This window comes from Rhodovulum sp. ES.010 (assembly GCF_900142935.1).
Classification (GTDB): Bacteria; Pseudomonadota; Alphaproteobacteria; order Rhodobacterales; family Rhodobacteraceae; genus Rhodovulum.
The window spans coordinates 1,019,726-1,044,087 of sequence record NZ_FSRS01000001.1 but is presented as its reverse complement, the minus strand read 5'-3'; the positions used below and the strand labels follow the sequence as shown (position 1 = coordinate 1,044,087).

The 24,362-nt window shown below is 68.4% G+C and carries 22 protein-coding genes and 1 riboswitch; of the genes, 8 read left to right on the top strand and 14 right to left on the bottom strand.

Annotated features, from left to right (window positions below):
* Both alr and BUR28_RS19265 read right to left on the bottom strand, forming a co-directional pair.
* Positions 1-1,059: an alanine racemase gene (gene alr, locus BUR28_RS05215; protein ID WP_074219161.1), complete on the bottom strand. Its 1,059-nt coding sequence runs from the start codon at positions 1,057-1,059 to the stop codon at positions 1-3.
* Between the two features lie 159 nt (positions 1,060-1,218).
* A complete protein-coding gene (locus BUR28_RS19265) occupies positions 1,219-1,392 on the bottom strand; it encodes a transposase (protein WP_139307488.1) in 174 nt (57 codons plus the stop codon).
* Positions 1,393-1,775: 383 nt separating this feature from the next.
* Between BUR28_RS19265 and BUR28_RS05195 the strand changes: the two genes are divergently transcribed.
* Positions 1,776-2,965, top strand: a protein-coding gene (locus tag BUR28_RS05195) for an IS3 family transposase (protein ID WP_139307446.1) whose coding sequence is annotated in 2 segments (ribosomal slippage) — positions 1,776-2,028 and positions 2,028-2,965 — 1,191 coding nt in all. Because the reading frame shifts where the segments join, the coding sequence is not laid out codon by codon here.
* Between the two features lie 89 nt (positions 2,966-3,054).
* Here BUR28_RS05195 and BUR28_RS05190 read toward each other — a convergent pair.
* The 8 genes from BUR28_RS05190 to ggt form a co-directional block, all read right to left on the bottom strand.
* A complete protein-coding gene (locus BUR28_RS05190; protein WP_074219159.1) occupies positions 3,055-3,744 on the bottom strand; it encodes an ABC transporter ATP-binding protein in 690 nt (229 codons plus the stop codon).
* A complete protein-coding gene (locus BUR28_RS05185) occupies positions 3,741-4,466 on the bottom strand; it encodes an ABC transporter permease (protein ID WP_217693506.1) in 726 nt (241 codons plus the stop codon). Before BUR28_RS05185 ends, BUR28_RS05190 begins: the two co-directional genes overlap by 4 nt.
* Positions 4,467-4,524: 58 nt before the next feature.
* Positions 4,525-5,532, bottom strand: coding sequence for an ABC transporter substrate-binding protein (locus tag BUR28_RS05180; protein WP_074219157.1), 1,008 nt, complete (start codon positions 5,530-5,532; stop codon positions 4,525-4,527).
* A gap of 34 nt (positions 5,533-5,566) precedes the next feature.
* Positions 5,567-7,417, bottom strand: a complete 1,851-nt coding sequence (locus tag BUR28_RS05175; RefSeq protein ID WP_074219156.1) for a [FeFe] hydrogenase, group A — start codon at positions 7,415-7,417, stop codon at positions 5,567-5,569.
* A gap of 3 nt (positions 7,418-7,420) precedes the next feature.
* Complete coding sequence (locus tag BUR28_RS05170; protein WP_074221520.1) at positions 7,421-9,412, bottom strand: FAD-dependent oxidoreductase; 1,992 nt, start codon at positions 9,410-9,412, stop codon at positions 7,421-7,423.
* Between the two features lie 199 nt (positions 9,413-9,611).
* Positions 9,612-10,406: a DUF1194 domain-containing protein gene (locus tag BUR28_RS05165; protein WP_074219155.1), complete on the bottom strand. Its 795-nt coding sequence runs from the start codon at positions 10,404-10,406 to the stop codon at positions 9,612-9,614.
* An 88-nt stretch (positions 10,407-10,494) separates the two neighbouring features.
* Entirely contained in the window at positions 10,495-11,616 is a 1,122-nt protein-coding gene (locus BUR28_RS05160) for a DUF8173 domain-containing protein (protein ID WP_254813689.1), read from the bottom strand.
* A 109-nt stretch (positions 11,617-11,725) separates the two neighbouring features.
* Positions 11,726-13,519 carry a gamma-glutamyltransferase gene (ggt, locus tag BUR28_RS05155; protein WP_074219154.1) on the bottom strand — a complete coding sequence of 598 codons (1,794 nt, stop codon included), beginning with the start codon at positions 13,517-13,519 and terminating at the stop codon, positions 11,726-11,728.
* Between the two features lie 218 nt (positions 13,520-13,737).
* Positions 13,738-13,945, top strand: a riboswitch (cobalamin riboswitch).
* 168 nt (positions 13,946-14,113) lie between these two features.
* Between ggt and BUR28_RS05150 the strand changes: the two genes are divergently transcribed.
* The 7 genes from BUR28_RS05150 to BUR28_RS05120 are packed head-to-tail and all read left to right on the top strand — an operon-like array spanning position 14,114 to position 18,944.
* On the top strand, positions 14,114-15,106 hold the full coding sequence (locus BUR28_RS05150; RefSeq protein ID WP_074219153.1) for a FecCD family ABC transporter permease: 993 nt from the start codon (positions 14,114-14,116) through the stop codon (positions 15,104-15,106).
* Entirely contained in the window at positions 15,103-15,861 is a 759-nt protein-coding gene (locus BUR28_RS05145; RefSeq protein ID WP_074219152.1) for an ABC transporter ATP-binding protein, read from the top strand. Before BUR28_RS05150 ends, BUR28_RS05145 begins: the two co-directional genes overlap by 4 nt.
* On the top strand, positions 15,858-16,646 hold the full coding sequence (locus tag BUR28_RS05140; protein ID WP_074219151.1) for a cobalamin-binding protein: 789 nt from the start codon (positions 15,858-15,860) through the stop codon (positions 16,644-16,646). Before BUR28_RS05145 ends, BUR28_RS05140 begins: the two co-directional genes overlap by 4 nt.
* Positions 16,646-17,266, top strand: a complete 621-nt coding sequence (locus BUR28_RS05135) for a MotA/TolQ/ExbB proton channel family protein (protein ID WP_074219150.1) — start codon at positions 16,646-16,648, stop codon at positions 17,264-17,266. Before BUR28_RS05140 ends, BUR28_RS05135 begins: the two co-directional genes overlap by 1 nt.
* Positions 17,266-17,646: an ExbD/TolR family protein gene (locus BUR28_RS05130; protein ID WP_074219149.1), complete on the top strand. Its 381-nt coding sequence runs from the start codon at positions 17,266-17,268 to the stop codon at positions 17,644-17,646. The genes BUR28_RS05135 and BUR28_RS05130 overlap by 1 nt, the downstream gene beginning before the upstream one ends.
* Positions 17,647-17,649: 3 nt before the next feature.
* Positions 17,650-18,030: an ExbD/TolR family protein gene (locus BUR28_RS05125; protein ID WP_074219148.1), complete on the top strand. Its 381-nt coding sequence runs from the start codon at positions 17,650-17,652 to the stop codon at positions 18,028-18,030.
* The gene (locus BUR28_RS05120) at positions 18,027-18,944 is read left to right on the top strand and encodes an energy transducer TonB family protein (protein WP_074219147.1); all 918 of its coding nucleotides are present in this window, start codon (positions 18,027-18,029) and stop codon (positions 18,942-18,944) included. Before BUR28_RS05125 ends, BUR28_RS05120 begins: the two co-directional genes overlap by 4 nt.
* Before the next feature lie 13 nt (positions 18,945-18,957).
* On the opposite strand, the gene BUR28_RS05115 is transcribed toward BUR28_RS05120, so the two are convergent.
* The 4 genes from BUR28_RS05115 to BUR28_RS05100 are packed head-to-tail and all read right to left on the bottom strand — an operon-like array spanning position 18,958 to position 24,362.
* On the bottom strand, positions 18,958-19,179 hold the full coding sequence (locus BUR28_RS05115; RefSeq protein WP_074219146.1) for a formate dehydrogenase subunit delta: 222 nt from the start codon (positions 19,177-19,179) through the stop codon (positions 18,958-18,960).
* A complete protein-coding gene (fdhD, locus tag BUR28_RS05110) occupies positions 19,169-19,990 on the bottom strand; it encodes a formate dehydrogenase accessory sulfurtransferase FdhD (RefSeq protein ID WP_074219145.1) in 822 nt (273 codons plus the stop codon). The genes BUR28_RS05115 and fdhD overlap by 11 nt, the downstream gene beginning before the upstream one ends.
* A complete protein-coding gene (gene fdhF, locus BUR28_RS05105) occupies positions 19,987-22,857 on the bottom strand; it encodes a formate dehydrogenase subunit alpha (RefSeq protein ID WP_074219144.1) in 2,871 nt (956 codons plus the stop codon). The genes fdhD and fdhF overlap by 4 nt, the downstream gene beginning before the upstream one ends.
* Positions 22,854-24,362, bottom strand: coding sequence for an NADH-ubiquinone oxidoreductase-F iron-sulfur binding region domain-containing protein (locus tag BUR28_RS05100; protein WP_074221518.1), 1,509 nt, complete (start codon positions 24,360-24,362; stop codon positions 22,854-22,856). The genes fdhF and BUR28_RS05100 overlap by 4 nt, the downstream gene beginning before the upstream one ends.

Genomic DNA, 24,362 nt, shown 5'->3' with positions numbered 1-24,362 from the left:
TCAACTTGTCTCTGTTGTATAATGATGTCTCATGCAGGCGCCAAAGCTGGTCAATAGACTATTCGGAATTTCTCCAATAGAGTTCGCAAATTCTTTCAAAGTTTGATGATCGCCAATCAACTCAAAATGGGTTGGCACATCATCAAGATGAGTGGTATCGATGGTCACAAGATCCATTGATATCCTCCCCACGGTGGGGCAACTAACTCCGTCGGCAAAGAAGCTGAGGTCGCCATTAAAATTTCGGGGTATCCCATCTGCGTAGCCTGCTGACAATGTTGTTATACGCGTAGGTTTCGACGCAGTCCATGTGGCTCCATAACCAACCGTTTCGCCCCTCTGAATTATTTGGCTCTTTATTGCCCTCGCGGTAATGCTAATGGGATCTTGCAGTTTTGGGAGAAAACCACCGCAGTAAAGAGAAACGCCGGGGCGAACCATGTCCATGTGGAAGCGATCGTCAATTAGTAAAGCGTCTGATCCAGCTATGGAGACTTTTGTGTTGGGAGTTCTGGGGAGGGTCGAGGCGATTTCAATCGTTTTTAATAGTTGTCTGGTGTTCATGTTGGCTTTGGGGTCATCGGCGCAAGCCAAGTGACTGATTATCAGCTTGGGTGGGCGAGGTGTTAACTTGGTGTGGAGACGATCGAGCTCTGAGGCGCTCAGTCCCAATCTATTGAGTCCAGTTTCTATCTGGACCCCATAGTCGAGGTGGGGGAAATCTCTGAGAAATTTTATGGCGCTTTCGCTCGAATTCAGCAGGGGGACGAGAATATCTTGGGCATAATTCTTTGAATAGAATTCAATGTATCCTCCCAGAATATAGATTTCAGGAGCGCCGCCGACTATCTTGCGAAGCTCACTTCCCTCGGTCGCATCCGCTACGAAGAAAGAAGCCACGCCAGCCTTAGTCAAGGCTAAGGAAACTTGCTCGACTCCAAGGCCGTACGCGTTTGCCTTTACGACGGGAACGCATGAAACTGTCGAGCCTACTAGCCGATTTAGCGTTTTCCAATTGTTGACAACGATTGACGTGTCTACTCTGAGAATTGGGCGCATCAATGACCTCTTACGCATAAGGATAACTTAGTGGGTACTTGATTTTCGTGGGTGATCAACCGGACACCTCCGAGAACCTGTCAATTTCGCCTGGCGGTGGGGGTTTTGGCGGACAGGTGCGCAGGCTGGTGCGGTTTCGGGGCAGCACCTCAGCGCGGATCAGCGCCTCCCCGAATTCCAGAGCGTGTTCGCGTCCGGCACCGGGTCGGCGATGCCGAGCCTGCAGAACCGCATCCAGCTGAGCCGGTCCCGGACCATGCGTTCCGTCGCCTTGAGGCTCAGCCCGTGCAGACTCTGCAAGACCAGCATCCGGAACTTGAGCACCACGTCCATCGCAGGCCGCCCTCCCTTCGGCGAGCGCTTTTCCTGGCAGCCCGCTCCAGGATCGGCCGGAACATCTCAAGGTCCACGGTCGCGTCCAGCGTCTCCAGCGGATCGCCCCGGTCCGAGATCTCCACCAGCCGATCCTCAACGCTCCAAAACCCAGCCTGCTTCGCCATCGATCATCTCCCGCCGCCTCGGCAGGAGTGAATCATGACGTGAGACGCAAAGCGATAGGTTTCCGGAGGCGTCCAACTGGAGAACGTTCGATCCAAGTCCCATCCCGTCCGCCATTTCTCTCTATATCAAAGACTTAAGAGTTGGACAGGCAATGACCTGCCACGGGATTTTTCCTCCACCTGCGATTAGAGTCCGACCCAAGGAGGGGACGGACAATGAAGCGAACGAGATACAGCGAAGAGCAGATTATCGGCATCCTGGCCGAGCATGAGGCCGGGGCGAAGTGTGCCGATCTGTGCCGCAAGCACGGCATGTCGGAGGGGACGTTCTACAACTGGAAAGCCAAATACGGCGGCATGACGGTGTCAGAGGCCAAACGGCTGAAGGCGCTCGAGGACGAGAACGCCAAGTTGAAGAAGCTGCTGGCGGAGCAGATGCTGGATCTGGCCGCGATGCGCGAGCTGGTTTCAAAAAAGTGGTGACGCCCGTCGTGAAGCGCGAGGCGGTCGCGCATCTGAAGGCCCGGTTCGGGCTGTCGGAACGACGGGCGTGCCAGATTGCCGGCGCGGATCGGAAGACGATCCGCTACCGGTCGCAACGCGCACCCGACACGGAACTGCGCGGCCGATTGCGGGAGCTTGCCAACGAGCGTCGGCGGTTCGGCTACCGGCGGCTCTTCGTCCTGCTCCGGCGGGAGGGCGAGCCCTCGGGGATCAACCGTATCTACCGGCTTTACCGCGAGGAAGGGCTGACCGTCCGCAAGCGGCGCGCGCGGCGCAAGGCCATCGGCACCCGCGCCCCGATCCTGGTCGAGGCGCGCGCAAATGCCCGTTGGTCACTGGATTTCGTCCATGACCAGTTCGCGTGCGGGCGGCGGTTCCGGGTGCTGAACATCGTCGATGACGTCACGCGCGAATGCCTCGCCGCGATCCCGGACACGTCGATCTCCGGCCGGCGCGTCGCGCGGGAGCTGACGGCGCTGATCGAACGTCGCGGCAAGCCGGGAATGATCGTGTCGGACAACGGGACGGAACTGACCTCGAACGCGATCCTGAAGTGGTGCGCCGAGAACCGGATCGAATGGCACTACATCGCGCCGGGCAAGCCGATGCAGAATGGCTTTGTCGAGAGCTTCAACGGCCGGATGCGGGACGAGTTCTTGAACGAGACGCTGTTTCGTAACCTCGCCCATGCCCGCGACCTGATCGCCGCCTGGGTCGCCGACTACAACACCGAGCGCCCCCATTCGGCCTTGGGCTATCAGACCCCGGCTGACTACGCGCAGACCCTGACCACCGCAATCGCCCGACCCGCTGCGCGAGATGAGAGCTCCGCGCGTCGGGCGATTGCTCAACCCGCGCCATTTGGCGTAAACACCAACCGGGCTCCGGTCGCGGCTGGATGAAAGATCAGTGGCAGGTCATACCGCCTCCGGTTAGCGGCCGGGAGGAGAAAGCACTGCCGAACCGCCTGTGGCCGCAGCCATCGAACGGCTCAGGCAGCGGTAAAGGCGCAGACGAAGGCGTTGGCGGGGTGAGCGCGAAGCTCGGCGGGTGGCGCCACCTGTTCGATCTGGCCCGTCGACATTACGACGACGAGATCGGCAATCTCCATCGCCTCGTCTTGGTCGTGGGTCACGAATAGGGTTGTCAGGCCCGTCCGGTCGTGGATTGCGCGCAACCGGGCTCTCAACTCGCGCCGCACGCGGTTGTCGAGCGCGCCGAAGGGTTCGTCGCAGAGCAGCAGGTCGGGCGCGACCGCCAGGGCACGGGCAAGCGCCACGCGCTGCCGCATGCCGCCCGAAAGCTGGCGCGGGTACTTCCGGGCATCCTCCGGCGCCAGACCCACCTGGTCCAGCGCGCGCACGGCCCGGGCGTGGTGCGCGGACCGCGTCAGTCCCTGGCCGAGCAGAGGGAAGGCGACATTGCCGAGCGCCGTCCGCCAGGGCAAAAGCGCGGGGTCCTGGAACACGATCCCAAGCCGCCGGTCGTGGCGCAGCACCCGTCCCGCGTCGGGCGCAATGAGACCCGCAGCGAGCGCGACCAGCGTGCTCTTGCCACACCCGGACGGCCCGATGACCCCTGTGAACTGCCCCGCAGGCAGAGCCAGATCGATTCCCGAGAGCACCGGCGCGCCATCATAGGCGAACTCCACGCCTTCGAGACGCAGCAGGATGCCAGTCATCGCCCGACGCTCCGCCCGTCGTCACGCCAGAACCACATCCGCCGCTGCAAGGGTTGGAGCAGGGCGAGATCGACAACCACCAGAACGCCCACCACGACGACGACCCAGGCCATGATCTCGGCGGTGTCGACATGCGCCCGCGCCCGCGCCAGGCCGTCGCCGATGCCGCCCGCCCCGGCGAGAAGTTCGGCCATGACCGAGACCTTCCACGACATTGCGAGCGTGGTCGCGAAGGCGGGGAACAGGTGGCTCAGCATGTGGGGCGCATGAAGGTGGACCAGTTGGGCCGTCACGGGCACGCGGAACGCGCGCGCCATGCGCAAAAGCGCGCCGTCGAGGCTGCGCACGCCCTCGACTGCGGCGGCGAAGACCAGCGGCCCGGTCGCGACAGCGACGGTGAAGACTACCGCCCAGCGCCCGCCGAACCACAACAGCGCCATAACCACCCAGGCGATCGCGGGGATGCCGAGGAAGACGACCGCCACCGGCTGCAACGCGCGCTGGACCGCGTCACGCAGGCCGGCAAGCGTGCCCGCCGCCAGACCCGCGAGGGCGCCGGCGGCCCAGCCCACGCCGGCATTCCCGGCGGTTTCGGCCAAGGCCGGGCCGACGCGTCCGTCCTCGACCAGACGCAGGAGCGCCAGTGCCGTGTCGTCAAGACCGGGCAGCACCAGCGGCCCGTAGGCTCGGTGACCCCACTCCCATAGCGCCAGAAGAACCATTAGCCCCGCCAAGCCCCAAAGGCGCGATGTTCGTGATGGTTTGCCGGCCATCACGCGCTCACCCCCAGTAGAAACGCGCGTCGGGCAGGCGGTGGCCTAAGATGCCAGGCACGAGCGCGAGGAGATTGCCGAAATACACGTCGATATCGTCGCGCACCGCGCGGGCCGCCGTGACCTCGAGCCGAACGAAGCGCAGCGAGTTCGCGACGGCGGCGGCGGGTAGGCCCAGCAGCGGAGCGGTCGCCGCCGCCGCCGCTTCGGGATGGGCGCGCACCCAGGCGCCGGCCTCGACGCAGGCCGCATGCGCCGCGTTCACCAGTTCGGGCGCCTCCGCGCAGAGGCGCGCGCTCGCCGCGAGCCCCACCTGCGGAATTCGCGGTCCGCGGCCAGTATGGCGGCCATAGACCTCGGCCAGATCGATGGCGCGGACGATGGGCACGCCCTCTGCCTCGGCCCGCATCAACGCAGCGGTGGCCGCCGGCTCGTGCAGAAGCGCGACGTCGCCGCGCCCGGCCAGGAAAAGCGGCGCGGCCTCCCCTGGAGAGCCGACATAGTCGAGCCTGACGTCCCGGTCGGGGTCCAGCCCCGCCCAGATCAGGACCATCCGGAACACCAGGTCGGGCGCCTCGTGCCGGTTCGACAGCAGGACCGTTTTGCCGGCGAGGTCGCCGATGGTGCGGACGTTGTCGTCCCGCGCCATCACGTAGAGCAGGCCCCACGTGACGACATTGATCATGCGCGTGCCCGCGCCGCGGTTGTAAAAGTTCGCTGCCGCGTAGGTCGACGCGGCGAACAGCGCGAAGTCGCCGGAGGCCACGCCGGCGCGCATCTGGTCGGTGCTTGTCCAGATGTCGAACCGTGCTCCGGGAGAGACGGCCTGCAGCCTGTCCGACGCGGCGGCGCGGGCGAAGACCGCAGAGGGCGAGGCCGGGATCCCCCATAGCGTCAGCGATTTCGCCTGCGCTGCGGTCCGGGCCAGGGCCGGGGCGAGACCGCAGACCGACAGCGCCGCGAGACCGTGCAGAACTTCGCGCCGGTGGGGCAGGGGGGCGTAAGGCAGGCTCATCGGTGCGTCCTTGGCATCGCGGCGGTTCGGTGCCCTAGTACACCATCGTGCTCATGGTGATGTCGTCCCAGATTTTCTTTACGGTATGCGTCAGTTCGCGCCGCCGGTCCTCGTAGCTGGTGTGCAGCAGGCGGTGCGCCAGTTCGGAATTCGGCGCGCCCAGGAACTCGCGGTAGAGCGCCTGGACCTGTGGGTTGTTGTGCGACTGGCGGACCCTGGCGTTGCGGTCGACGGCGTAGATCGTCTCGCGCCGCTTCTGCGCGAGCGGTAGGTAGGCTTTCTTCGAGCGCAGCGAGCCGCCCCCGTCGACGCAGCCGCCGGGGCAGGCCATGACCTCGATGAAATCGTAATCGGCCTCACCCGCCAGCACCTTCTCGACCAGCTTGCGCGTGTCGCCGAGCCCGTGGACCATCGCCACCTTCACCTCGCCGACCGCGCCGCCCAGATCGACGCGCGCCTCGCGGATGCCCTCGAACCCGCGAAGCTGCGTCAGCTCGATCCGGTCCAGCTCGCGGCCGTTGACGATGGCGTAGATGGTGCGCACCGCCGCCTCCATCACGCCGCCGGTGGTGCCGAAGATTGCCCCCGCGCCGGAATACTCGCTCATCCAGGGGCTGTCGAAGCCGGAGGGTTCCAGGTCCTTCAGGTCGATCCCCTCGCGGCGCAACAGCCGCGCGAATTCGCGTGTGGTCAGCACGACATCGGTCTCGGGCACCCCGTCATGGGTCAGTTGCGGGCGCACCGCCTCGTCCTTCTTGGCGACGCAGGGCATGATCGAGATCACGCGAAGGCGCTCGGGGTCGACCCGCAGCTTTTCGGGCAGCCAGGTCTTGGCCACGGTCGAGAGCACCTGCTGCGGCGACTTGGTCGAGGACAACAGCGGCAGGATTTCGGGGAAGTGGATTTCCGCGAAGTTGATCCAGCCCGGGCAGCAGGAGGTGAAGATCGGCCGCCGCCCCTCCTTGAGCCGTGTCAGAAGCTCGGTGCCTTCCTCCATGATGACGACATCTGCGGCGAAATTCGTGTCCAGCACCACGTCGATGCCGATCTTGCGGCAGGCGGCGACGATCTGCCCCTCGACATTGGTGCCGGGCGCCATGCCGAATTCCTCGCCGAAGGCAACGCGGACGGCGGGGGCGAACTGGACCACGGTCACGAGGTCCGGGTCGCAGATCATGTCGAGCGCGCGGTCGGTCTCGTCCCGCTCGCCCAGCGCGCCGGTGGGGCAGACCAGCACGCATTGCCCGCAGGAGACGCAGATCGAATCGGCGTAATCGTCGGCATCGCGCAGCGCCACCACCCGGTCGAGCCCGGTACCCTCCATCACCAGCGCGTCGACCTCCTGGTGGTGACGGCAGATCGCGACGCAGCGCTGGCAGCGCACGCAGCGGGTCATGTCGCGGACCATCGCGGGCGACGACAGGTCGATGGGCCGGGCCTCGGTCCGGGCGCGGTCGAAGAAGCGGTTCTCCCTGAGCCCGACGAATTGCGCCAGGTCCTGCAACTCGCAATCGCCGTGGCGGATGCAGGTGGCACAGTCCTGCAGGTGGTCGGCCATCAGCAGTTCCACCTGCAGCCGCTGCATGTCGCGCGCGCGCTTCGAGCGCGTCTGCACCTCCAGCCCCTCGCGCACGGGGGTGTTGCAGGCGGTGACGATCTGCGGGGCGTCGCGGCCCTCTTGCAGGATCTCCACCACGCAGACCCGGCAGGTGCCCGGAATGTGGTCGATGTCGTCGAGTTCGCACAGCGTCGGCACGTAGATGTCGTGACGCCGCGCACAGGCCAGGATCGTCTCGTTCGGGAAGCCCATGCAGGCGGTGCCGTTGATCGAGAGCGACACGGTCGCCTCGGCAGGGTCGCGGATCGGGTGGTCGGACGGACACATGGTTCAGATTGCTCCTTCCGGGATCGGGTGCCGGGTGACGACCGTATAGACGCGGTAGCAGCGCATGCAGCGCTGCGCCTCGGCGTAGGCCGCCTTGGCGCTGATCGTCTGTTCGACCTCCTCGAACATGTGCTTGCGCAGGTCTGGGTCGAGCTCGGGGTTGTGCACACGATAGGCGTTCCGGACCGGCGTCTCGACCACGTCGTTGGCGAGGAACTCGTTGTCGGCGATCAGCCTGCGCATCCGCGCGCGCTTGTAGAACCGGACCGAGCCGCGCTGCACCCAGTCGTCGATATTTCGCGCGGCCTTCAGCCCGTCGGCCATCGCCCAGATCAGCGTCGAGGGCCCGGTCACGCAGTCGCCGCCGGCAAAGACGCCGAGCCGCGAGGTCGCCAGCGCGGTGTCGGCGGCCACGCAGCGCCAGCGGTCGAGCGCGACGCCGTCCTCCTCGATCACCGAGCCGTCCTCGACCTGCTGGCCGATCGCGGCGATGATCGCCTCGCAGGGCATCATGACCTCGCTGCCCGGGACGGGGCGCACCTTGCGCCGGCCGCTTTCGTCGGGCTCGGTCTGTTCCATGCGCGCGACCACGACGCCGGTAACGCGGCCGTTCTCGGTCAGGATGCGGGTCGGGTTGGTCAGGGTGTGGAACACCACGCCCTCTTCCTCGGCATCCTCGATTTCCTTCGGGTCGGCGGGCATGTCCTCGAGCGTGCGGCGGTAGACGACATGCACCTTCTCGGCCCCCAGCCGGATCGCGGAGCGGACGCAATCCATCGCGACATTGCCGCCGCCGACCACCACCACCTCGCCCGAGAGCGCGAGCGGCTGGGTGCCGTCGACATGGTCGTGCACCTTCAGCAGGAAGTCGATGCCGCTGAAATAGCCCGCTCGCGCGACGTCCTCGCCCGCGACGCCCAGCTGCGAGCCCGCCTGGCAGCCGAGCCCGAGGAACACCGCCTTGTAGCCGCGCGTGAACAACTCGGCGATCGAGAAGTCCCGGCCCAGCTGCTGGCCGAACAGGAACCGCCCTCCGAGATCGACAATGATATCGGTTTCCATCGCCAGCGTGTCCTTGGGCAGCCGGTAGCTGGGGATGCCGATCTGCGCCATGCCGCCGGCCTGGTCGGATTTCTCGAACACGTCGACATGGTAGCCGCGCAAGAGCAGGTGATAGGCGCAGGAAATGCCCGCAGGCCCCGCGCCGACCACCGCCACGCGCATGTCGGGGTCCAACGGCTTGCGGATCATGTCGCGGGTGAATTTCAGCGCGTGCGGGCCCGATTGCTGGTCGGCGACGTAGCGTTTCAGCGTCTTGATGCCGACCGCCTCGTCCACGAACTTGCGCCGGCAGGCCTGTTCGCAATAGCGCACGCAGACCCGGCCACAGGTGGCCGCCATCGGGTATTTCTGAAGCAGAACGCCCAGCGAGTTCTCCGGCTTGCCGTCGCGCACGTAATCGATGTAGCGCGGCACGTTGATCTTCGACGGGCAGGCCTCGATGCAGGGCGCCGTGACATAGGTCATGCCATGTTGGGCCTTGATCGGCCGGTGCGGCGCGGTTTCCTCCTTTAGCCGGGGACCAAAGCTTCGCACCGCGTCCAGAAGCGCTACGGCGCAGGTCTGCCCCAGGCCGCATAGCGAGGTCTCGCGCATCTGCGTGGCCAGCGTCTCTATCTCGTCCAAGCCAAGCGTGGGGTCCAGCCCGCGCCGCATGTCGTCCAGCGCGTCGCGCACCAGCACCGTGCCCATCCGGCACGGCGTGCAGACGCCGCACGATTGCGCGGCCGCCTTGGCCATGTAGCGGTAGAGCGCGTCCACGAGGCTCACGGACTCGTCGAACACGAAAAAACCCCGGTCCCCGAAAAAGGCGCGGATCCTGTTGCCGTCGTCGAACTCGTGGAAGTTTCGCAGCAGGTCATCGGGAGCCTGCATGCCGGGCGTGCGCCCGTTATAGACAACCCCGTCCCAGACCCCGTATGCCACATGCGTCATCCCGGCCTCGTTCATTCCGGGGCGCAGAGCGGGGGCACCAGATCAGTCCCGGCCGGTCCGGCGCTTCTCGCCGCGCCCCGAGTCCTAGCTGGTGCAACCTTCGCCCCCCGGGGCCGGGCCGGGCAATGATCCAGCGCAAGTTCGGGAGGCCTCGCCCGGCATGGCCCGGCGCACGGGTCTGCCATGGTCGGGGCCGGGTCTACGGCATGTCCCAATCGCCGCGCCGGTCGCGCCAGAGCTTTTCGCCGATCATGCAGTCGCGCGGGGCGCGGGGGACGCCCTGCGCCGGTACCATGTCGGGTCGTGCAGCGGTCCCGGCGATCTCGAGAACCAGCTTGCGCCGCACCGCCTCTGGAAAATCCTCCCACTGCCGCACCGGCACAGCGAATGCGCCGGGGCCACCGATCACGCAGGTTTCGTAATAGATGTCGAGATCATCCAGGTGCCAGCGGCTGCCCATGCCGTCGCGCGTCATCAGCGGCAGGCCGTTGATAACGATCCCTTCGGCCAGCACCCTGTCGCGGGCTTCCGTCACCGGCCGGCCCTGATTGTTCGGCCCGTCGCCGGACACGTCGATCACGCGTCGAAGACCGCTATAGCCGTTCGCTTCTATCCAGGCCGCGCCGAAGATAAGTGCCTCTGAAATCGATGTCCTGCGGAGGGCCGAGTGGAACTCGGTCGCAAGCGCGCCGGCGAAGGCGTCGAGATCCGCGCGGGTTTCGAGCAGGCGCCAAGGCACGATCACCTCCTGCGTGCCCGACCATTCCACGTAACTGACGGCGATGCGTTGCAGCAGTCCCGACCGGACCGCGGCATGGACCGCGTCCGAGCGCAATGCGGCGGCATAGCCGCGACGCTGGATGTCGAGCTCGCGCGGCGTCATCGACCGCGAGACATCGACCATTAGGACCAGTTCGAGGTCTACCTCGATGCCGTCGGCGGCCGCCGGCGCGGCCAGGGCCGCGGCGGTGATCCAGGCAAGGACGCGCTGCATGGCGAAAGGATGCACGCGTAACCGCGCCGCGTCCAATCACATCGCGTGCATGGCCCGCGCGCTCCGGTCGGGGTGATGGCGCCCGGGCTCAGGCCGCCGGGGCATTTTCGCGATGCAGGAGTCGGGTCATGATCGCGCCGATCCCGGCCAGCACAAGCGCGAGCACGAAGAGCCATCCCAGCAGCGGGATGAGCGCGATCAGCCCGGCGACCAGCGCGCCGATCCCGCCGGCGACCGCGCGCTGGCCGATGCTGCCGGGTTCGGGCCGCCCGAACGCTAGTAGGAGCCCGACACCGAACGCATAGACCCCGACGACATAACCTGCGAACCCGGCGAGCAACGCGACCAGCACGGCCGCCGGGCTGAGAAAGATGCCGATGATGGTCAAGGCGAAGAGGACCGCCGAGCCGACCAGCGCCGATTGCGTGACGAACCCGATGCCGAGATTGCGGAACGGACGCGCGAGCAGGTCGCGGCGCATGTCGGCCAGCGTCTGGGGAATGATCGCCGCGATCAGCGCGGCCAATGCCGAAACCACCAGCACGCCGGTCACGAAGCTGCCGATTGCGGCGGCCCACCCGATTCCCCTGCGTTCGCCCGCCGCGTCATGCCACGCCGACATGTCGCGCCGCTCGACCCGCTCCGCCGGCACCACGGTTTCGGGTATCTCGAGGGTTCCTTGGCTTTCCTCGTAGAGGATCAACCTTCCCTCGATCCGTGCGCCCTCACCGAACTCCAGCTCCCGCGCCGAGAGCCCCACATCGCCGTTCAGGACCGAGTCGATGCGCACCTTTTCGCCGGCCACCAGCGCGTAGCCCGCAACCGCCCCCTCCAGCGACAGCTTGGAGCCCGACACCCGCAGATCGCCCCCCACGGGGCCGACGCGGACATCGTAGCCCGCCAGCGTGGCGTCGCCCGCGACCTCGCCCTCCAGCACGACATCCATGCCGGCGAGGTAGGCGTCCTGGCCCACGTCGCCCGCCATCGTCACCCGGCGACCGGCAAGATGGGCCGAGCCAGAGATGTCAGCCTGCGCGCGCAGTGTTTCGCCCGCCATGAACAGATCGTCGGTGCCGGTGGCTTCGAAGACGACGGTGCCCCCGGCGCGGAAGCTGTCGTCCCCGAAATCGAGGGCCTCCTGCTCCTCCTGCGCCGCAAGCGGCGTCGCAGCCAGAAATAAGATGATCGCAGCCGGTCCAAAGCTTCGCATGCCACCCTCCATACCGATGCCCGGTTGACGTTGCCTCGCAGCCTAGCGGTTTGCTGCGATGCCGCATTGTTGCAGATCAATGCAACAGGCACCTAGCGGAGGGCTCCGGTCAATCGCCGAGGGCGATCCCCTCCCGCCTAGGATCGGCGCCACCCTGCAGGATTGACCCGACGGCGATCGCGTGGAGGCCCGAGTTCAGGTCGCGCAGGTGGGTTTCGTAGCCCAGCCGCGCTAGCGCGGGTGCAAGGTTGGAAGCGGTGGTGCCCGCCTCAAGGTCGTAAGTGCCGAAGCGGTTCACGAGATGCGGCATCGCCACGGCCTCTTGCAAGTTCATGTCCCAGTCGAGATGGGCGATGATCGCCTGGGCCACGTAACCGATGATCCGGCTGCCGCCAGGGCTGCCGATCACCAGCACCGGCGCGCCGTCGCGCAGCACGATGGTCGGTGCCATCGACGAGCGCGGCCGCTTGCCTGGCGCGACCCGGTTGGCGATGGGCAGGCCGTCGGCATGGGACCGGAAGGAGAAATCCGTCAGTTCGTTGTTCAGCAGGAAGCCTCGTACGAACAGTCGCGACCCGAAACCGTTCTCGATGGTCGTGGTCATCGAAAGCGCGTTGCCGTCCGCATCGACGATCGAGATATGCGAGGTGGACGGAAACTCGATCGAGGCGTCGTCGGCCCAAGCCCGCGCATGGTCCCACTCCGGTGTGCCCGGCGCGACCTCGGGCAGGGCGTCGTCGCCGGCCAGAAGCCGGGCGCGCGAGGCAAGGTAGGCCGGGTCCACGAGTCCCTCGACCGGGACCGGCACGAAATCGCTGTCGGCCATGTAGCGACCCCGGTCTGCGAAGGCGAGCCGCGCCGCATCGCCGACCAGACGCCAGCTTTCAGGGTTATCCGGCCCCAGCGCGGAAAGGTCGTATTGTTCCAGCAAGCCTAGGATCTGACCGACCGTCAGCCCGCCGGAGGAGGGCGGGCCCATTCCGCAGACGTCATGGGCGCGATATTCCACGCAGACCGCGGGGCGCTCCTTCACCCGATAGAGTGCGAGGTCGATGGTCGACAGCACGCCGGGATTGCCCTCTGCCCCGCGCACGGCGGCGACGATGTCTTCGGCCACGGCACCGGTATAGACGGCCCGGCTGCCATCTTGAGCGAGGCGGCGCAGGGTGTCTGCATAGGCGGGGTTGGTCAGTGTTTCGCCCGCGGTGGGGGGCCCGCCGTCTGGAAAGAAATATGACTCGGTCGCCGGGAACAGGCGCAGCCGGTCGGCGTCGGCGGCGACGAGATCGGCCAGCCTGGGCGAGACCTTGAACCCGGCCTCGGCCAGTCGGATGGCGTCGTCGAAAAGCCCCGCCCAGTTGGCCCGCCCCCAGCGGCGATGCGCCTCCTCCAGCAGCATCGGCGTGCCCGGGGTGCCGACCGAGCGCCCGCCTACCACGGCGTCGAAGAAGGCCAGCGGCTCCCCGTCCGCGGTCTGGAACAGGCGCGGGGTCGCCGCGAGCGGGGCGGTTTCGCGGCCGTCCAGCGTGGTGACGGTGCCGGTTTGGGCGTCGTACCAGACGAGAAATGCCCCGCCGCCCAGACCCGAGGATTGCGGCTCCACAAGCCCCAGGACGGCCTGCACCGCCACCATGGCATCGGCCGCGCTGCCGCCGGCGCGCAGGACGCGTGCCCCGGCCTCGACGGCAAGGGGGTTGGCCGCCGCGACCATCCAGTCCCGTGCCTGCGTGGGGCGGCCTGACTGCTTCGCCTCCCATGCCGACGCGGCGTCGGGCGACAGACCGGCGAATGCCGCCGGCGTCTCGGCGGCGGCCTCCGGCGCGACGGTGTCGGCCGCCTGCTGGGCCACGGCGGGCAAGCCCAGCATCAGGGCGACGAGCAGCGCGAGAACGCATTTGTGCATGGCAACCTCCTGTGCTTGGCCAACGCAAGCCTACGCCATGCGGCGGACCTTGCGAAGGCGGTCGCGAGCGGGCGCAGATCACGGCCGCGGGACCAGGGGGCGGGCCAGGGCGCCATGCAGGAAGGTGTCAGGCACGCCGCTGTTTCAACCGCGCCCAGCGGTATGCGCGATTGCCTGCGGACAGATCGATTCGGATTTGACATGCGCGCCCGATACGCTAGGCAAAAGGCCACTTCGGTTCCGCTCCGAAAGGGACGGATGAAAAGGGAACGCGGTGCGCCCCGGCAACGGGGCAAGTCCGCGGCTGCCCCCGCAACTGTAGGCGGAGAGCGCGGCTGAGAGGTGCCACTGGGCGCAATGCCCCGGGAAGGCCAGCCAAGCGACGACCCGCAAGCCAGGAGACCTGCCGAGGCGAGATCACCCTTTCCGGGCGCGGGGCGCGAACCGGAGGCGGCCAGACCGCAGAGGTGACGAGGCACCGTCTGCGGCAGGCCCCAGCGCCCGCCCGGACTGGGACAGGATGGGCGAGGGGACCGAACCGATGACACCACTGCGCCAGCCCTGCGCGATCGTGCCAGCCCCCGGAGGCGGCCGGTGAGGTATCGGCTGCTGATAGGCGCGCTTGCAGCACTGGTTGCGGCGCTGTTCGTCGGCTCTCTTCTGGTTGGCCCTGCAGGACTTGCGCCAGGTGAAAGTCTTGCCGCGCTCGTCACCGGCCGGGGTGACGCGGCCGCCTTGGTGATGCGCGAGATCCGGCTGCCGCGGGCGATCCTCGCGGTGCTGGTCGGGGCAAGCCTCGGTCTGTCGGGTGCCGCGCTCCAGGGGTATCTTCGAAACCCCTTGGCAGAGCCGGGACTTATCGGCGTGTCTTCGAGTGCAGCGCTAGGCGCGGTGCTCGCCTTGCAGACCGGGCTTGCGGCGGCCCATGCACTGGCGCTGCCGGGCGCGGCGCTGCTGGGCGCGCTGATCGCGGTGGGGCTCTTGCTGCTGCTCGCGGGGCCGCGCGGCGGCGCGTTCACCCTGATCCTGGCGGGGATCGCCCTGTCGGCGCTGGCCGCGGCGCTCACGTCGCTGGTGCTGAACCTGTCGCCCAACCCGTATGCCGCTGCCGATATCGTGTTCTGGATGATGGGCTCGCTCGCCGACCGGTCTTTCACGCATGTCTGGCTCGCACTGCCGCTGACGCTCGCCGGGTGGGCGCTGCTGGCGGGGCTGGGGCGCGGGCTCGACGCGCTGACGCTGGGCGAGGACGCGGCCGAGGCGCTTGGCGTGCGGCTGGCGCGGTTGCGCCTCGCGCTGGTGCTTGGAGTGGCGGCCTGCGTGGGGGCGGGCGTGGCGGTGGCGGGTGCCATTGGCTTCGTCGGCCTGGTGGTGCCGCACCTGTTGCGCCCGCTGGTCGGGGCGCGGCCCGGCCGTCTGCTCTTCGCCTCGGCGCTGGGGGGCGCGGCGTTGCTACTGGCCTCGGACCTGGCCGTGCGGCTGCTGGTGCCCGAGCGTGATCTCAAGCTCGGGGTGCTGACAGCCATCGTGGGGGCGCCGCTCTTCTTCCACCTGATCTACAAGACCCGGCGGGAGGTGGGCGCATGACCGGCCTGACGCTGTCGCACCTGACCGTCCGGCGCGGTCCCTGCCCGGTGGTGGACGATGTCAGCGCCGAGTTGCGTTCGGGCGCGTTCGTCGGGCTGCTGGGACCGAACGGCGCGGGCAAGACAACGCTGATGCGCGCGGCGCTCGGCCTGTCGGCGCATGCGGGGCAATCAAGCCTGGCGCGGCTTTCGGCCGGTGAACGCGCCCGTACCGCGGCCTGGCTGCCGCAGATGCGCGAGATCGCATGGCCGGTCAGCGTTCAAACGCTTGTGGGTCTTGGCCGAACGCCGCATTTGGGCCGCGGCGGTCGGGTCGGCCACGCCGACCGCCGCGCCATCGCCGCGGCGCTCGCGCGGATGGACCTCGCGGCCTTCGCCGACCGCCGTGCCACCGCGCTGTCGGGCGGCGAGCAAGCGCGGGTTCTCATCGCTCGCGCACTGGCGCAGGAGGCGCCGATCCTGATGGCCGACGAACCCATCGCCGGGCTCGACCCCGCCCACCAGATCACCACGATGCGGCTTTTCGCCCGGCTCGCGGCCGAGGGACGGCTGGTGCTCGCCGCGCTCCACGATCTCGGCCTTGCGGCGCGCTACTGCACACGCCTTCTGGTGCTGCACCGTGGCCGGCTGGAGGCCGATGGCCCGCCGCGGGAGGTGCTGACCGAAGACTTGTTGGCCCGTGTCTTCGGCCTGCGCGCCTATATCTCCGATACGGCGGACGGGCCGGTCGTTCAGCCGGTGGAGGTCGTGGCATGACTCGACGTTTCCCGCCCGACCGCATCGTCTGCCTGACCGAAGAGGCGGTCGAGACGCTCTACCTCCTTGGCCAGGAGCACCGGATCGTCGGCGTCACCGGCTATGCGGTGCGGCCCGCCCGCGTACGGCGCGAAAAGCCGCGGGTGGGGGCTTTCAGTTCCGCGGATGTGCCGAAAATCCTCGCCCTCGACCCGGATCTGGTTCTGACGTTCTCCGACATCCAGCATCAGATTGCGGCCGAACTGATCCGCGCGGGCGTGGCTGTCCATGCCTTCAATCAGCGCGATGTCGGCGGAATCCTCGCGATGATCCGCTTCCTCGGCGTGCTGACCGGCGTGCCGGAGCTGGCCGAGGCGCTGGCGGCTGGCTACGAGGCGCGGCTGTCGGCATTGCGCGCCACCCCCCGCGCATACCGCCCGGCCGTCTATTTCGAGGAATGGGACGAGCCGCGCCTGTCGAGCATCGGCTGGGTGTCGGACCTCATCGAGGCGGCGGGCGGGCGCGACGTGTTCCGCCACCTGGCCGCCCGGCAGGCCGCGGAGGACCGCGTGGTGGCCGATGCCGACGTGATCGCCGCCGCGCCCGAGGTGATCCTCGCGTCCTGGTGCGGCAAGAAGGTGCGGCCCGAGCGGATCGCGGCCCGGCCCGGCTGGGACGCGGTGCCGGCGGTCGCCGCGGGCCGGATACACGAGATCAAGTCGCCGCTGATCCTGTCGCCGGGCCCCGCCGCGCTGACCGAGGGGCTGGACGCGATCGCGGCGGCGCTGTGGAACGGGGGGGCGTGATGGAGGCGTTGACGGTATTCCTGTTGCGGGGCGGCCCGGCGATCTGGGCAATCGCGGCGCTGTCTGTGGCGACGCTCGCGCTGATCCTGTGGAAGCTCTGGCGGCTGGTCGCGCTCGGCGCCTTCGCGGGGCGCCGCGCCGAGCGCGCGGTCACGCTCTGGCAGGGCGGTGCACGCGACGAGGCCGCGGCGGCCGTCGCGGGCCGGGTTGGTTTGCGCGCGCGCCTGGTGCGCGCGGCGATCGAGGCGTTGGGCGCCGGCTGGCCCGAGGCCATGGCGCGCGAGGAGACCACCCGTATCGCCCGGCGCCTGCTGTCCGAGGCGCGCGAGGGGCTGCGCGCGCTGGAACTGATCGCGGTGATCGCGCCGCTGTTGGGGCTGCTCGGCACCGTGCTGGGCATGATCGACGCGTTCCAGGCGCTCGAGGCGTCGGGGGCGGCGGCCGATCCCTCGGACCTTGCGGGCGGCATCTGGGAGGCGTTGCTGACCACGGCGGCCGGCATGAGTGTGGCGATTCCGGCCGCGATGGCGCTGACCTGGTTCGAGGCGGTGGCCGACAGTGCGCGCGCCGACATGGAGGATCTGGCGACGCGGTTGTTCCTGGCCGGGGAGGGCGGGTGATGTTCGCCTTCGATGCTCCGCGCCCCGCGCGCCGACCGAGCCTCACCCCGATGATCGACGTGGTCTTCCTGTTGCTGGTGTTCTTCATGATCGCCGCCCGCTTCGGGCCGCAAGCGGGCATCGAGATCGCGCCTGCGCAGGGAGGCGCGGCCGACTGGCAGGGGCCGCCGCGGCTTGTCGAGGTCGGGCCGGACGGACTGCGGCTGAACGGCGTGCCGACGGCACCGGCTGCGCTGATCGACGACCTCGGCGGGCTGACCGATAGCCTCGCCGACCCGATCCTGGTTCGCCCTCGCGCGGGTGCCGACCTGCAGGCGCTGGTCGACGCGATGGAGAGGCTTGGCGCGGCCGGGTTCTCGGGGCTCGTGCTGGTGGAGTAGGCGATGTTCGATTTCGGCACCCAGACGCGGCGGACACGGGGCGAGAGTGTCGTCCCGATGATAAATGTCGTCTTCCTGCTGCTGATCTTCTTCGTGATAAGCGCACGGCTCGCCCCGCCCGAACCCTTCAAGACGGAGCCGCCCAAGGCGCAAGGCGGCACGCCGGTGGCGGGCGATGTACTGTATCTCGGCGCCGATGGCCGGCTTGCCTATGGTGCGGCACGGGGCGAGGCGGTGTTCGCGGCGCTGGCCGGGCGCGATGCCGCCGCGCCGCTGGTGATCCGCGCCGATGCTGGGGCCGAGGCGACTGACCTGGCCCGCCTTGCGCAGCGCCTTGCAACGGCGGGGCAGACCCGGTTGCGCTTGCAGACGTTGGCGCGATGAGGCGGCTTGCCGAGATATCGCTGTTCCTGCCGCTGGCGGCGGGGCTGCACGTTGCGGCCTTCGGCCTTGCGTCGGGGCCGCAAGGCGGCGCGGCCGGGGGCGCGGGCGATGGCGGTGAGGCGACCGTTACGCTGGCCGCGGCGCCGCCGTTGCTGTCGCGTCTCGCCGAGGACTGGCAAGCCGCGCCGCAGGCTCAAGTGGACGCGCCGCGTGTCGACCCGCCGAAAGCTACCGTGTCCCGCGGGCCGTCGCCTGAGGCCGATAGACTTGCCCGGGCGCCGGCGGTGCCGCCGCTCGGTAAGCCGAAGGCCGATATGCCGACCCATAAGCTGGCGCCGCCGGGCCCGGTGCGCCCCGCGTTGGCCGAGGTACGGCGACTTTTCGAGCCGCCCGCACCCGGTCGCGTCGATGTCCCGGCCGAGTTGACCCGCCCGCGGCCGAGGCCCGGCCCCCGAGCCCCCGAGCGCGCGGCCCGCGACCGGCCGCCCGAGGTGACCGCGGCCGCCCCGCGCCCGTCGGTGCCGCCGCCCTCAGCGGCCCAGACGGCCCGCGGGGCCGAGCGCAAGGGCGCGGCCGGGCAGGCGGAGCTAACGCGTGCCGCCCCGGCGGTGTCGCCGGCACGCACACGGGCGCTGCGCGCGGAATGGGGCGCGCAGATCCTCGCGCGGCTCGCGCGCGTTCATCGCTATCCGCGGGGCACGCGCGCGACAGGGCGGGCGATGGTTGACCTCGTGGTGGGCCGCGACGGACGGTTGGTCTCGGTGCGGCTGAGGCAAAGCGCTGGCGACCCCGTGCTCGACCGCGCTGCGTTGGCTACAGTCCGCGGGGCAGGCCGTTTTCCGTCCGCGCCCGGGGGACTTCAGAAGGCGCGTTACAGTTTCACGCTGCCGCTGACCTTCGCGGGGCGGCGTTAGGCGCCTGCCCGTCTTAGGCGGTCTGGGGCGGGCGCACCTGCTCGGCGGCGCGGCGCACGCGGGGGTCGATCTCGGGGTCGCGGGCTTCCACCCGCTCCAGCAGCATCGCGCGCATCCTGGGGTCCCAGAACGCGTCGATATGGGCGGCGACGGACTTGGCGGCCTGATCGTTGGGCAGGTGGGCGAAGGCCCGCGCGATCTGGTTGGCCATGTAGACGAGTTTCTCAGGCGCCATGGGGAACCTCCTTGAAAGCGATCCGGTCGGGATGGGTGTGAATGTCGAAGCTTGCGCCGCGTGCGCGCGCGATGAGCGTAAGACCGGCCGCGTCGGCCGCGGCGACGGCGCGGTCGGTGGGGGCGGAGACGGCGACGAGCACAGGCGCGCGGGCCAGAACGGCCTTCTCGACAAGCTCAATGGACACGCGCGAGGTTATCGCGATGAGCCCGCCCGAAGCGTCGCGCCCCCGGCGGGCCAGCGCGCCGATCAGCTTGTCGAGGGCGTTGTGCCGGCCCACGTCTTCGCGCGCGATTACCAGCCCTTCGGCCTCGGTCCAGAACCCCGCGGCATGGACGGCGCGGGTGGCGTTGTGCAGGCGTTGCGCCTCTGAGAGTGCTGCCATCGCTTGGCCCACGTCGCGGGCGGCAAGGCGCAGCCCGCCCTCGGGCAGACGGGGCAGGGGACGGGTCGCCGCCTTCAGGCTGTCGATGCCGCATAGCCCGCAACCCACTGGCCCGGCAAAGGCGCGGCGCCGTTCGACCAGCCGCGCGCCGAGGCCTGCGTCCAGCCACATGCGCATCTCGATGCCATCGGCGTGGTCGATCCGCTCGATCCGGGCGATCTGCCCGGGGGACTCGACGATCTCCTCGCTCAGCGAGAAGCCTAGCGCGAAATCCTCGAGGTCGGTGGGGCTGGCCAGCATCACCGCATGGGTCGTGCCATCGTAGGACAGCGCCGCCGGAACCTCTTCGGGCAGTTGCCGCGGCACGCGCCGGGGCCCGTCATGCCCGACGGCCAGCGCAGAGGATCGGGCGATGCCGGGGTTCATTCCGCCGCCGGCAGGATACGGCGCGCGGCGCGGGCGCGTTCGGCATAGGTGCGTTGCCAGTCCGACGGGCCGTTGGTCAGCGCCACCTGTACCGCCGTGACCTTGTATTCGGGGCAGTTCGTCGCCCAGTCGGAAAAGTCAGAGGTCACGACATTGGCCTGGGTCTCGGGATGGTGGAAGGTGGTGTAGACCACGCCCGGGCTGACCCGGTCGCTCAGCGTCGCCTTCAGTGTCGTTTCGCCTGACCGCGAGGCCAGCCGCACCCAGTCGCCCTCGGCGATGCCGCGGGTTTCCGCATCGTGGGGATGGATTTCCAGCACATCCTCTTCGTGCCAGACCGCGTTGCCGGTCCGCCGCGTTTGGGCGCCGACGTTGTATTGCGACAGAATGCGCCCCGTGGTCAGCAAGAGCGGGAAGCGCGGGCCGGTGCGTTCGTCGGTGGGCACGTAGTCGGTAATCAAGAACAGGCCCCGGCCTCGGACAAAGCCCTCCATGTGCATGACCGGGGTGCCCTTCGGTGCGCTCTCGTTGCAGGGCCACTGGACGGACCCCTCGCGCTCCAACAGATCGTAGCTGACGCCGGCAAAGCTGGGCGTTGTTGCGGCGATCTCGGCCATGATTTCGGAGGGGTGGGCATAGGTCCAGCCGGCGCCCATGGCGTTCGCCAGGCGATGCGTTACCTCCCAGTCGGCCAGCCCATTCAGCGGCGTCATCACGCGGCGGACGCGGTTTATCCGGCGTTCGGCATTGGTGAACGTCCCGTCCTTTTCCAGGAAGGTCGAACCCGGCAGGAAGACGTGCGCGTAGTTCGCGGTTTCGTTCAGGAACAGGTCATGGACCACGACGCAGTCCATCGCCGCGAGGCCGGCCGCCACGTGTTTCGTGTCGGGGTCCGATTGCAGGATGTCCTCGCCCTGGATGTAGATGCCCTTGAATGTGCCGTGGACGGCAGCATCCAGCATGTTCGGGATGCGCAGCCCCGGCTCGTCCGAGATCGCGACGTTCCAGAGCTTTTCGAAGGTCTTGCGCGTGGTGTCGTCATGGACGTGGCGATAGCCCGGCAACTCGTGCGGGAAGCTGCCCATGTCGCAGGCGCCCTGCACGTTGTTCTGGCCGCGCAGCGGGTTCACGCCCACGCCAGGACGGCCGACGTTGCCGGTCGCCATGGCGAGGTTGGCGATCGCCATGACGGTGGTCGAGCCCTGGGAATGCTCGGTCACGCCGAGTCCGTAGTAGATCGCCGCGTTACCGCCGGTGGCATAGAGCCGGGCGGCGGCGCGCAAGTCGTCTGCAGGCACGCCGGTGAGCGGCTCGGTGGCCTCAGGACTGTGGCGCTCCTCCGACACGAATGCAGCCCAGTCGCGGAAGGCCTCGACCTCGCAACGCTCTTGCACATAGGCTTCGTCCACCAGCCCCTCGGTGACGATCACATGCGCCATGGCGGTGAGGAGCGCGACATTCGTGCCGGGGCGCAGCGGCAGGTGATGGGCGGCGCGCACATGGGGGCCGCGCACCAGGTCGATCCGGCGCGGGTCGGCGACGATCAGCTTGGCACCCTGCCGGAGCCGCTTCTTCAGGCGGCTAGCGAACACCGGGTGCCCGTCGGTGGGGTTGGCGCCGATGATCAGCACCACATCGGCATGTTCGACACTATCGAAATCCTGGGTGCCAGCCGAGGTGCCGAAGGTGGTTTTCAGGCCGTAGCCGGTGGGCGAATGGCAGACCCGCGCACAGGTATCGACGTTGTTGTTGCCGAAGACCTGGCGGATCAGCTTCTGCACCAGGAAGGTTTCCTCGTTGGTGCAGCGCGACGAGGTGATGCCGCCGATGGCGGCGACCCCGTGCTTTTCCTGGATGCCGCGGAACTTCTTCGCGGTGAATTCGAACGCCTCGTCCCACGTCACCTCGCGCCACGGCTCATCGATCGAGTCGCGGATCATAGGGTTCAGGATGCGGTCGGGATGGGTCGCATAGCCATAGGCGAAGCGGCCCTTGACGCAGCTATGCCCTCGGTTCGCCTTGCCGTCCTTGGAGGGGACCATGCGCACGAGCTGGTCGCCCTTCATCTCGGCGCGGAAGGAGCAGCCCACGCCGCAATAGGCACAGGTGGTGACCACGGCGCGGTCGGGCGTGCCCATCTCGACCACGGATTTCTCCTGCAGCGTGGCGGTCGGGCAGGCCTGCACGCAGGCGCCGCAGCTCACGCAGTCGGAGCCCAGGAAGTCGTCATGGCCGGTGGAGATCCGCGCCTCGAAGCCGCGGCCCTCAGCGGTCAGCGCAAAGGTCCCCTGCACCTCTTCGCAGGCCCGCACGCAGCGATAGCAGGCGATGCATTTCGACGGGTCGTAGTCGAAATAGGGGTTGGATGTGTCCTTGGCCTCGTAACGCGGGTTCGCCTCACCGTTCTGGCGGGTCTCGAAATGGTTGGCGCCGGATTCGTAGCGCACGTCGCGCAGGCCCACGGCGCCGGCCATGTCCTGCAACTGGCAATCGCCGTTGGCGGCACAGGTCAGGCAGTCGAGCGGGTGATCCGATATGTAAAGCTCCATCACGCCCCGGCGCAGCTTGGCGACCTTGGGCGTCTGGGTGTGGACCTGCATGCCGTCCGCCACCGGCGTGGTGCAGGAAGCGGGCGTCCCCCGGCGGCCCTCGATTTCCACGAGGCACAGCCGGCAGGAGCCGATGGGCTCCACGCTGTCGGTGGCGCAGAGCTTGGGGATCTCGATGCCGAGCTCGGCGGCGGCGCGCATAACCGACGTGCCCTCGGGCACCGTCACCTCGAACCCGTCGATGGTCAGCGTCACGATGGTGTCGGACGCATGGGCAGGCGTGCCGAAATCGGGGTCGGGGAGGATGAAGTCTTTCATTCCGCGGCCTCCTTGTGGCGCGTGAAGTCCTCGGGGAAGTATTTCAGCGCGCTCTCGACGGGGTAGGGGGTAAAGCCCCCCAGCGCGCAGAGCGAGCCGTCGCGCATCGTCTCGCACAGGTCCGCAAGGATCGCGGGCGCCTCGGGGTCGCCGGCGAGGATGCGGTCGATGGTCTCCATGCCGCGGACCGCGCCGATCCGGCAGGGCGTGCAGGTGCCGCAGCTTTCGACGGCGCAGAACTCCATCGCGAAGCGCGCCATCTTTCCCATGTCGGCGGTATCGTCGAAGACCACGATCCCGGCATGGCCGATCAGCCCGCCGGCGGCGTCGCATTCCTCGTAGCCGAGCGGCGTGTCGAACAGATGCGCCGGGAAATAGGCGCCGAGCGGGCCGCCGATCTGCACTGCCTTGACCGGGCGACCGGAAGCGGTGCCGCCGCAGACCTCCTCGACCAGCTCGCGAATCGTCATGCCGAAGGCGGCCTCGAACAGCCCGCCGCGGCGCACGTTGCCCGCCACCTGCAACGGCACGGTGCCGAGCGAGCGGCCGAGGCCGTAGGATTTGTAGTTCTCCGCCCCCTCGGCCAGTATCACCGGCACCGAGGCGAGGCTGATCACGTTGTTGACGACCGTCGGCCGCGCCATGAAGCCCTTGTGCGCCGGCAGCGGCGGCTTGGCGCGCACCACGCCGCGCTTGCCCTCCATCGAGTTCAGCAGCGCGGTTTCTTCGCCGCACACATAGGACCCCGCGCCGATGCGCAGCTCGATATCGAATACGGCACCCAGCAGGTCGGCCCGGCGTGCTACATCCAGAGCGGCGCCGAAGGTCTTGATCGCGTGGGGATATTCCGAGCGAAGGTAGACATAGCCGCGACTCGCGCCCACTGCGCGCCCGGCAATCGCCATGCCCTCGATCAGGCAGAACGGATCGCCCTCCATCAGCATCCGGTCGGCGAAGGTGCCGCTGTCGCCCTCATCGGCATTGCAGACGATGTATTTCTGCGTGCCCTCGGCCTCGAGCACGGTCTTCCATTTGATGCCGGTCGGGAAGCCAGCGCCGCCCCGGCCGCGCAGGCCCGAGGCGGTCACCTCGGCCACGATCTGGTCTGGCGCCATTTCGCGCGCGCGGTCGAGCCCCTTCAGCCCGCCATTGGCGCGGTAGGCGTCGAGATCCAGCGGGTCGATCACGCCGCAGCGGGCGAAGGTCAGCCGCGTCTGGCGAGCGAAGAACGGGATCTCCTCGACCGGGCCAAGCGCCTTGGCGTGATCGGAGAAATCGCTGTCGAAAATAGAGGTTACGTCGGAAACTTCCAGCGGCCCGAAGCCGTAGCGGACACGGTCGCGTTCGATCTCCAGCAGCGGTTCCAGCCAGACCATCCCGCGCGAGCCCGAGCGCACCAGCGTCAGATCGATCCCGCGCGCCGCGGCCTCGTCCTTCAGCGCCGCGGCCACGTCGTCCGCGCCGAGCGCCAGGGCGGCGGCATCCTTCGGCAGATAGAGAGTCAG

Bases quoted from the DNA above. Each gene is read 5' to 3' on its own strand.
- BUR28_RS05140 (WP_074219151.1), top strand. From the start codon at position 15,858: ATGACTCGACGTTTCCCGCCCGACCGCATCGTCTGCCTGACCGAAGAG.
- BUR28_RS05130 (WP_074219149.1), top strand. From the start codon at position 17,266: ATGTTCGCCTTCGATGCTCCGCGCCCCGCGCGCCGACCGAGCCTCACC.
- BUR28_RS05170 (WP_074221520.1), bottom strand. From the start codon at position 9,412: ATGACGCATGTGGCATACGGGGTCTGGGACGGGGTTGTCTATAACGGG.
- BUR28_RS05125 (WP_074219148.1), top strand. From the start codon at position 17,650: ATGTTCGATTTCGGCACCCAGACGCGGCGGACACGGGGCGAGAGTGTC.
- ggt (WP_074219154.1), bottom strand. From the start codon at position 13,519: ATGCACAAATGCGTTCTCGCGCTGCTCGTCGCCCTGATGCTGGGCTTG.
- alr (WP_074219161.1), bottom strand. From the start codon at position 1,059: ATGCGCCCAATTCTCAGAGTAGACACGTCAATCGTTGTCAACAATTGG.
- fdhD (WP_074219145.1), bottom strand. From the start codon at position 19,990: ATGAACCCCGGCATCGCCCGATCCTCTGCGCTGGCCGTCGGGCATGAC.
- fdhF (WP_074219144.1), bottom strand. From the start codon at position 22,857: ATGAAAGACTTCATCCTCCCCGACCCCGATTTCGGCACGCCTGCCCAT.
- BUR28_RS05165 (WP_074219155.1), bottom strand. From the start codon at position 10,406: ATGCAGCGCGTCCTTGCCTGGATCACCGCCGCGGCCCTGGCCGCGCCG.
- BUR28_RS05190 (WP_074219159.1), bottom strand. From the start codon at position 3,744: ATGACTGGCATCCTGCTGCGTCTCGAAGGCGTGGAGTTCGCCTATGAT.
- BUR28_RS05160 (WP_254813689.1), bottom strand. From the start codon at position 11,616: ATGCGAAGCTTTGGACCGGCTGCGATCATCTTATTTCTGGCTGCGACG.
- BUR28_RS05115 (WP_074219146.1), bottom strand. From the start codon at position 19,179: ATGGCGCCTGAGAAACTCGTCTACATGGCCAACCAGATCGCGCGGGCC.
- BUR28_RS05180 (WP_074219157.1), bottom strand. From the start codon at position 5,532: ATGAGCCTGCCTTACGCCCCCCTGCCCCACCGGCGCGAAGTTCTGCAC.
- BUR28_RS05185 (WP_217693506.1), bottom strand. From the start codon at position 4,466: ATGGTTCTTCTGGCGCTATGGGAGTGGGGTCACCGAGCCTACGGGCCG.
- BUR28_RS05120 (WP_074219147.1), top strand. From the start codon at position 18,027: ATGAGGCGGCTTGCCGAGATATCGCTGTTCCTGCCGCTGGCGGCGGGG.
- BUR28_RS05135 (WP_074219150.1), top strand. From the start codon at position 16,646: ATGGAGGCGTTGACGGTATTCCTGTTGCGGGGCGGCCCGGCGATCTGG.
- BUR28_RS05175 (WP_074219156.1), bottom strand. From the start codon at position 7,417: ATGTGTCCGTCCGACCACCCGATCCGCGACCCTGCCGAGGCGACCGTG.
- BUR28_RS05145 (WP_074219152.1), top strand. From the start codon at position 15,103: ATGACCGGCCTGACGCTGTCGCACCTGACCGTCCGGCGCGGTCCCTGC.
- BUR28_RS19265 (WP_139307488.1), bottom strand. From the start codon at position 1,392: ATGGACGTGGTGCTCAAGTTCCGGATGCTGGTCTTGCAGAGTCTGCAC.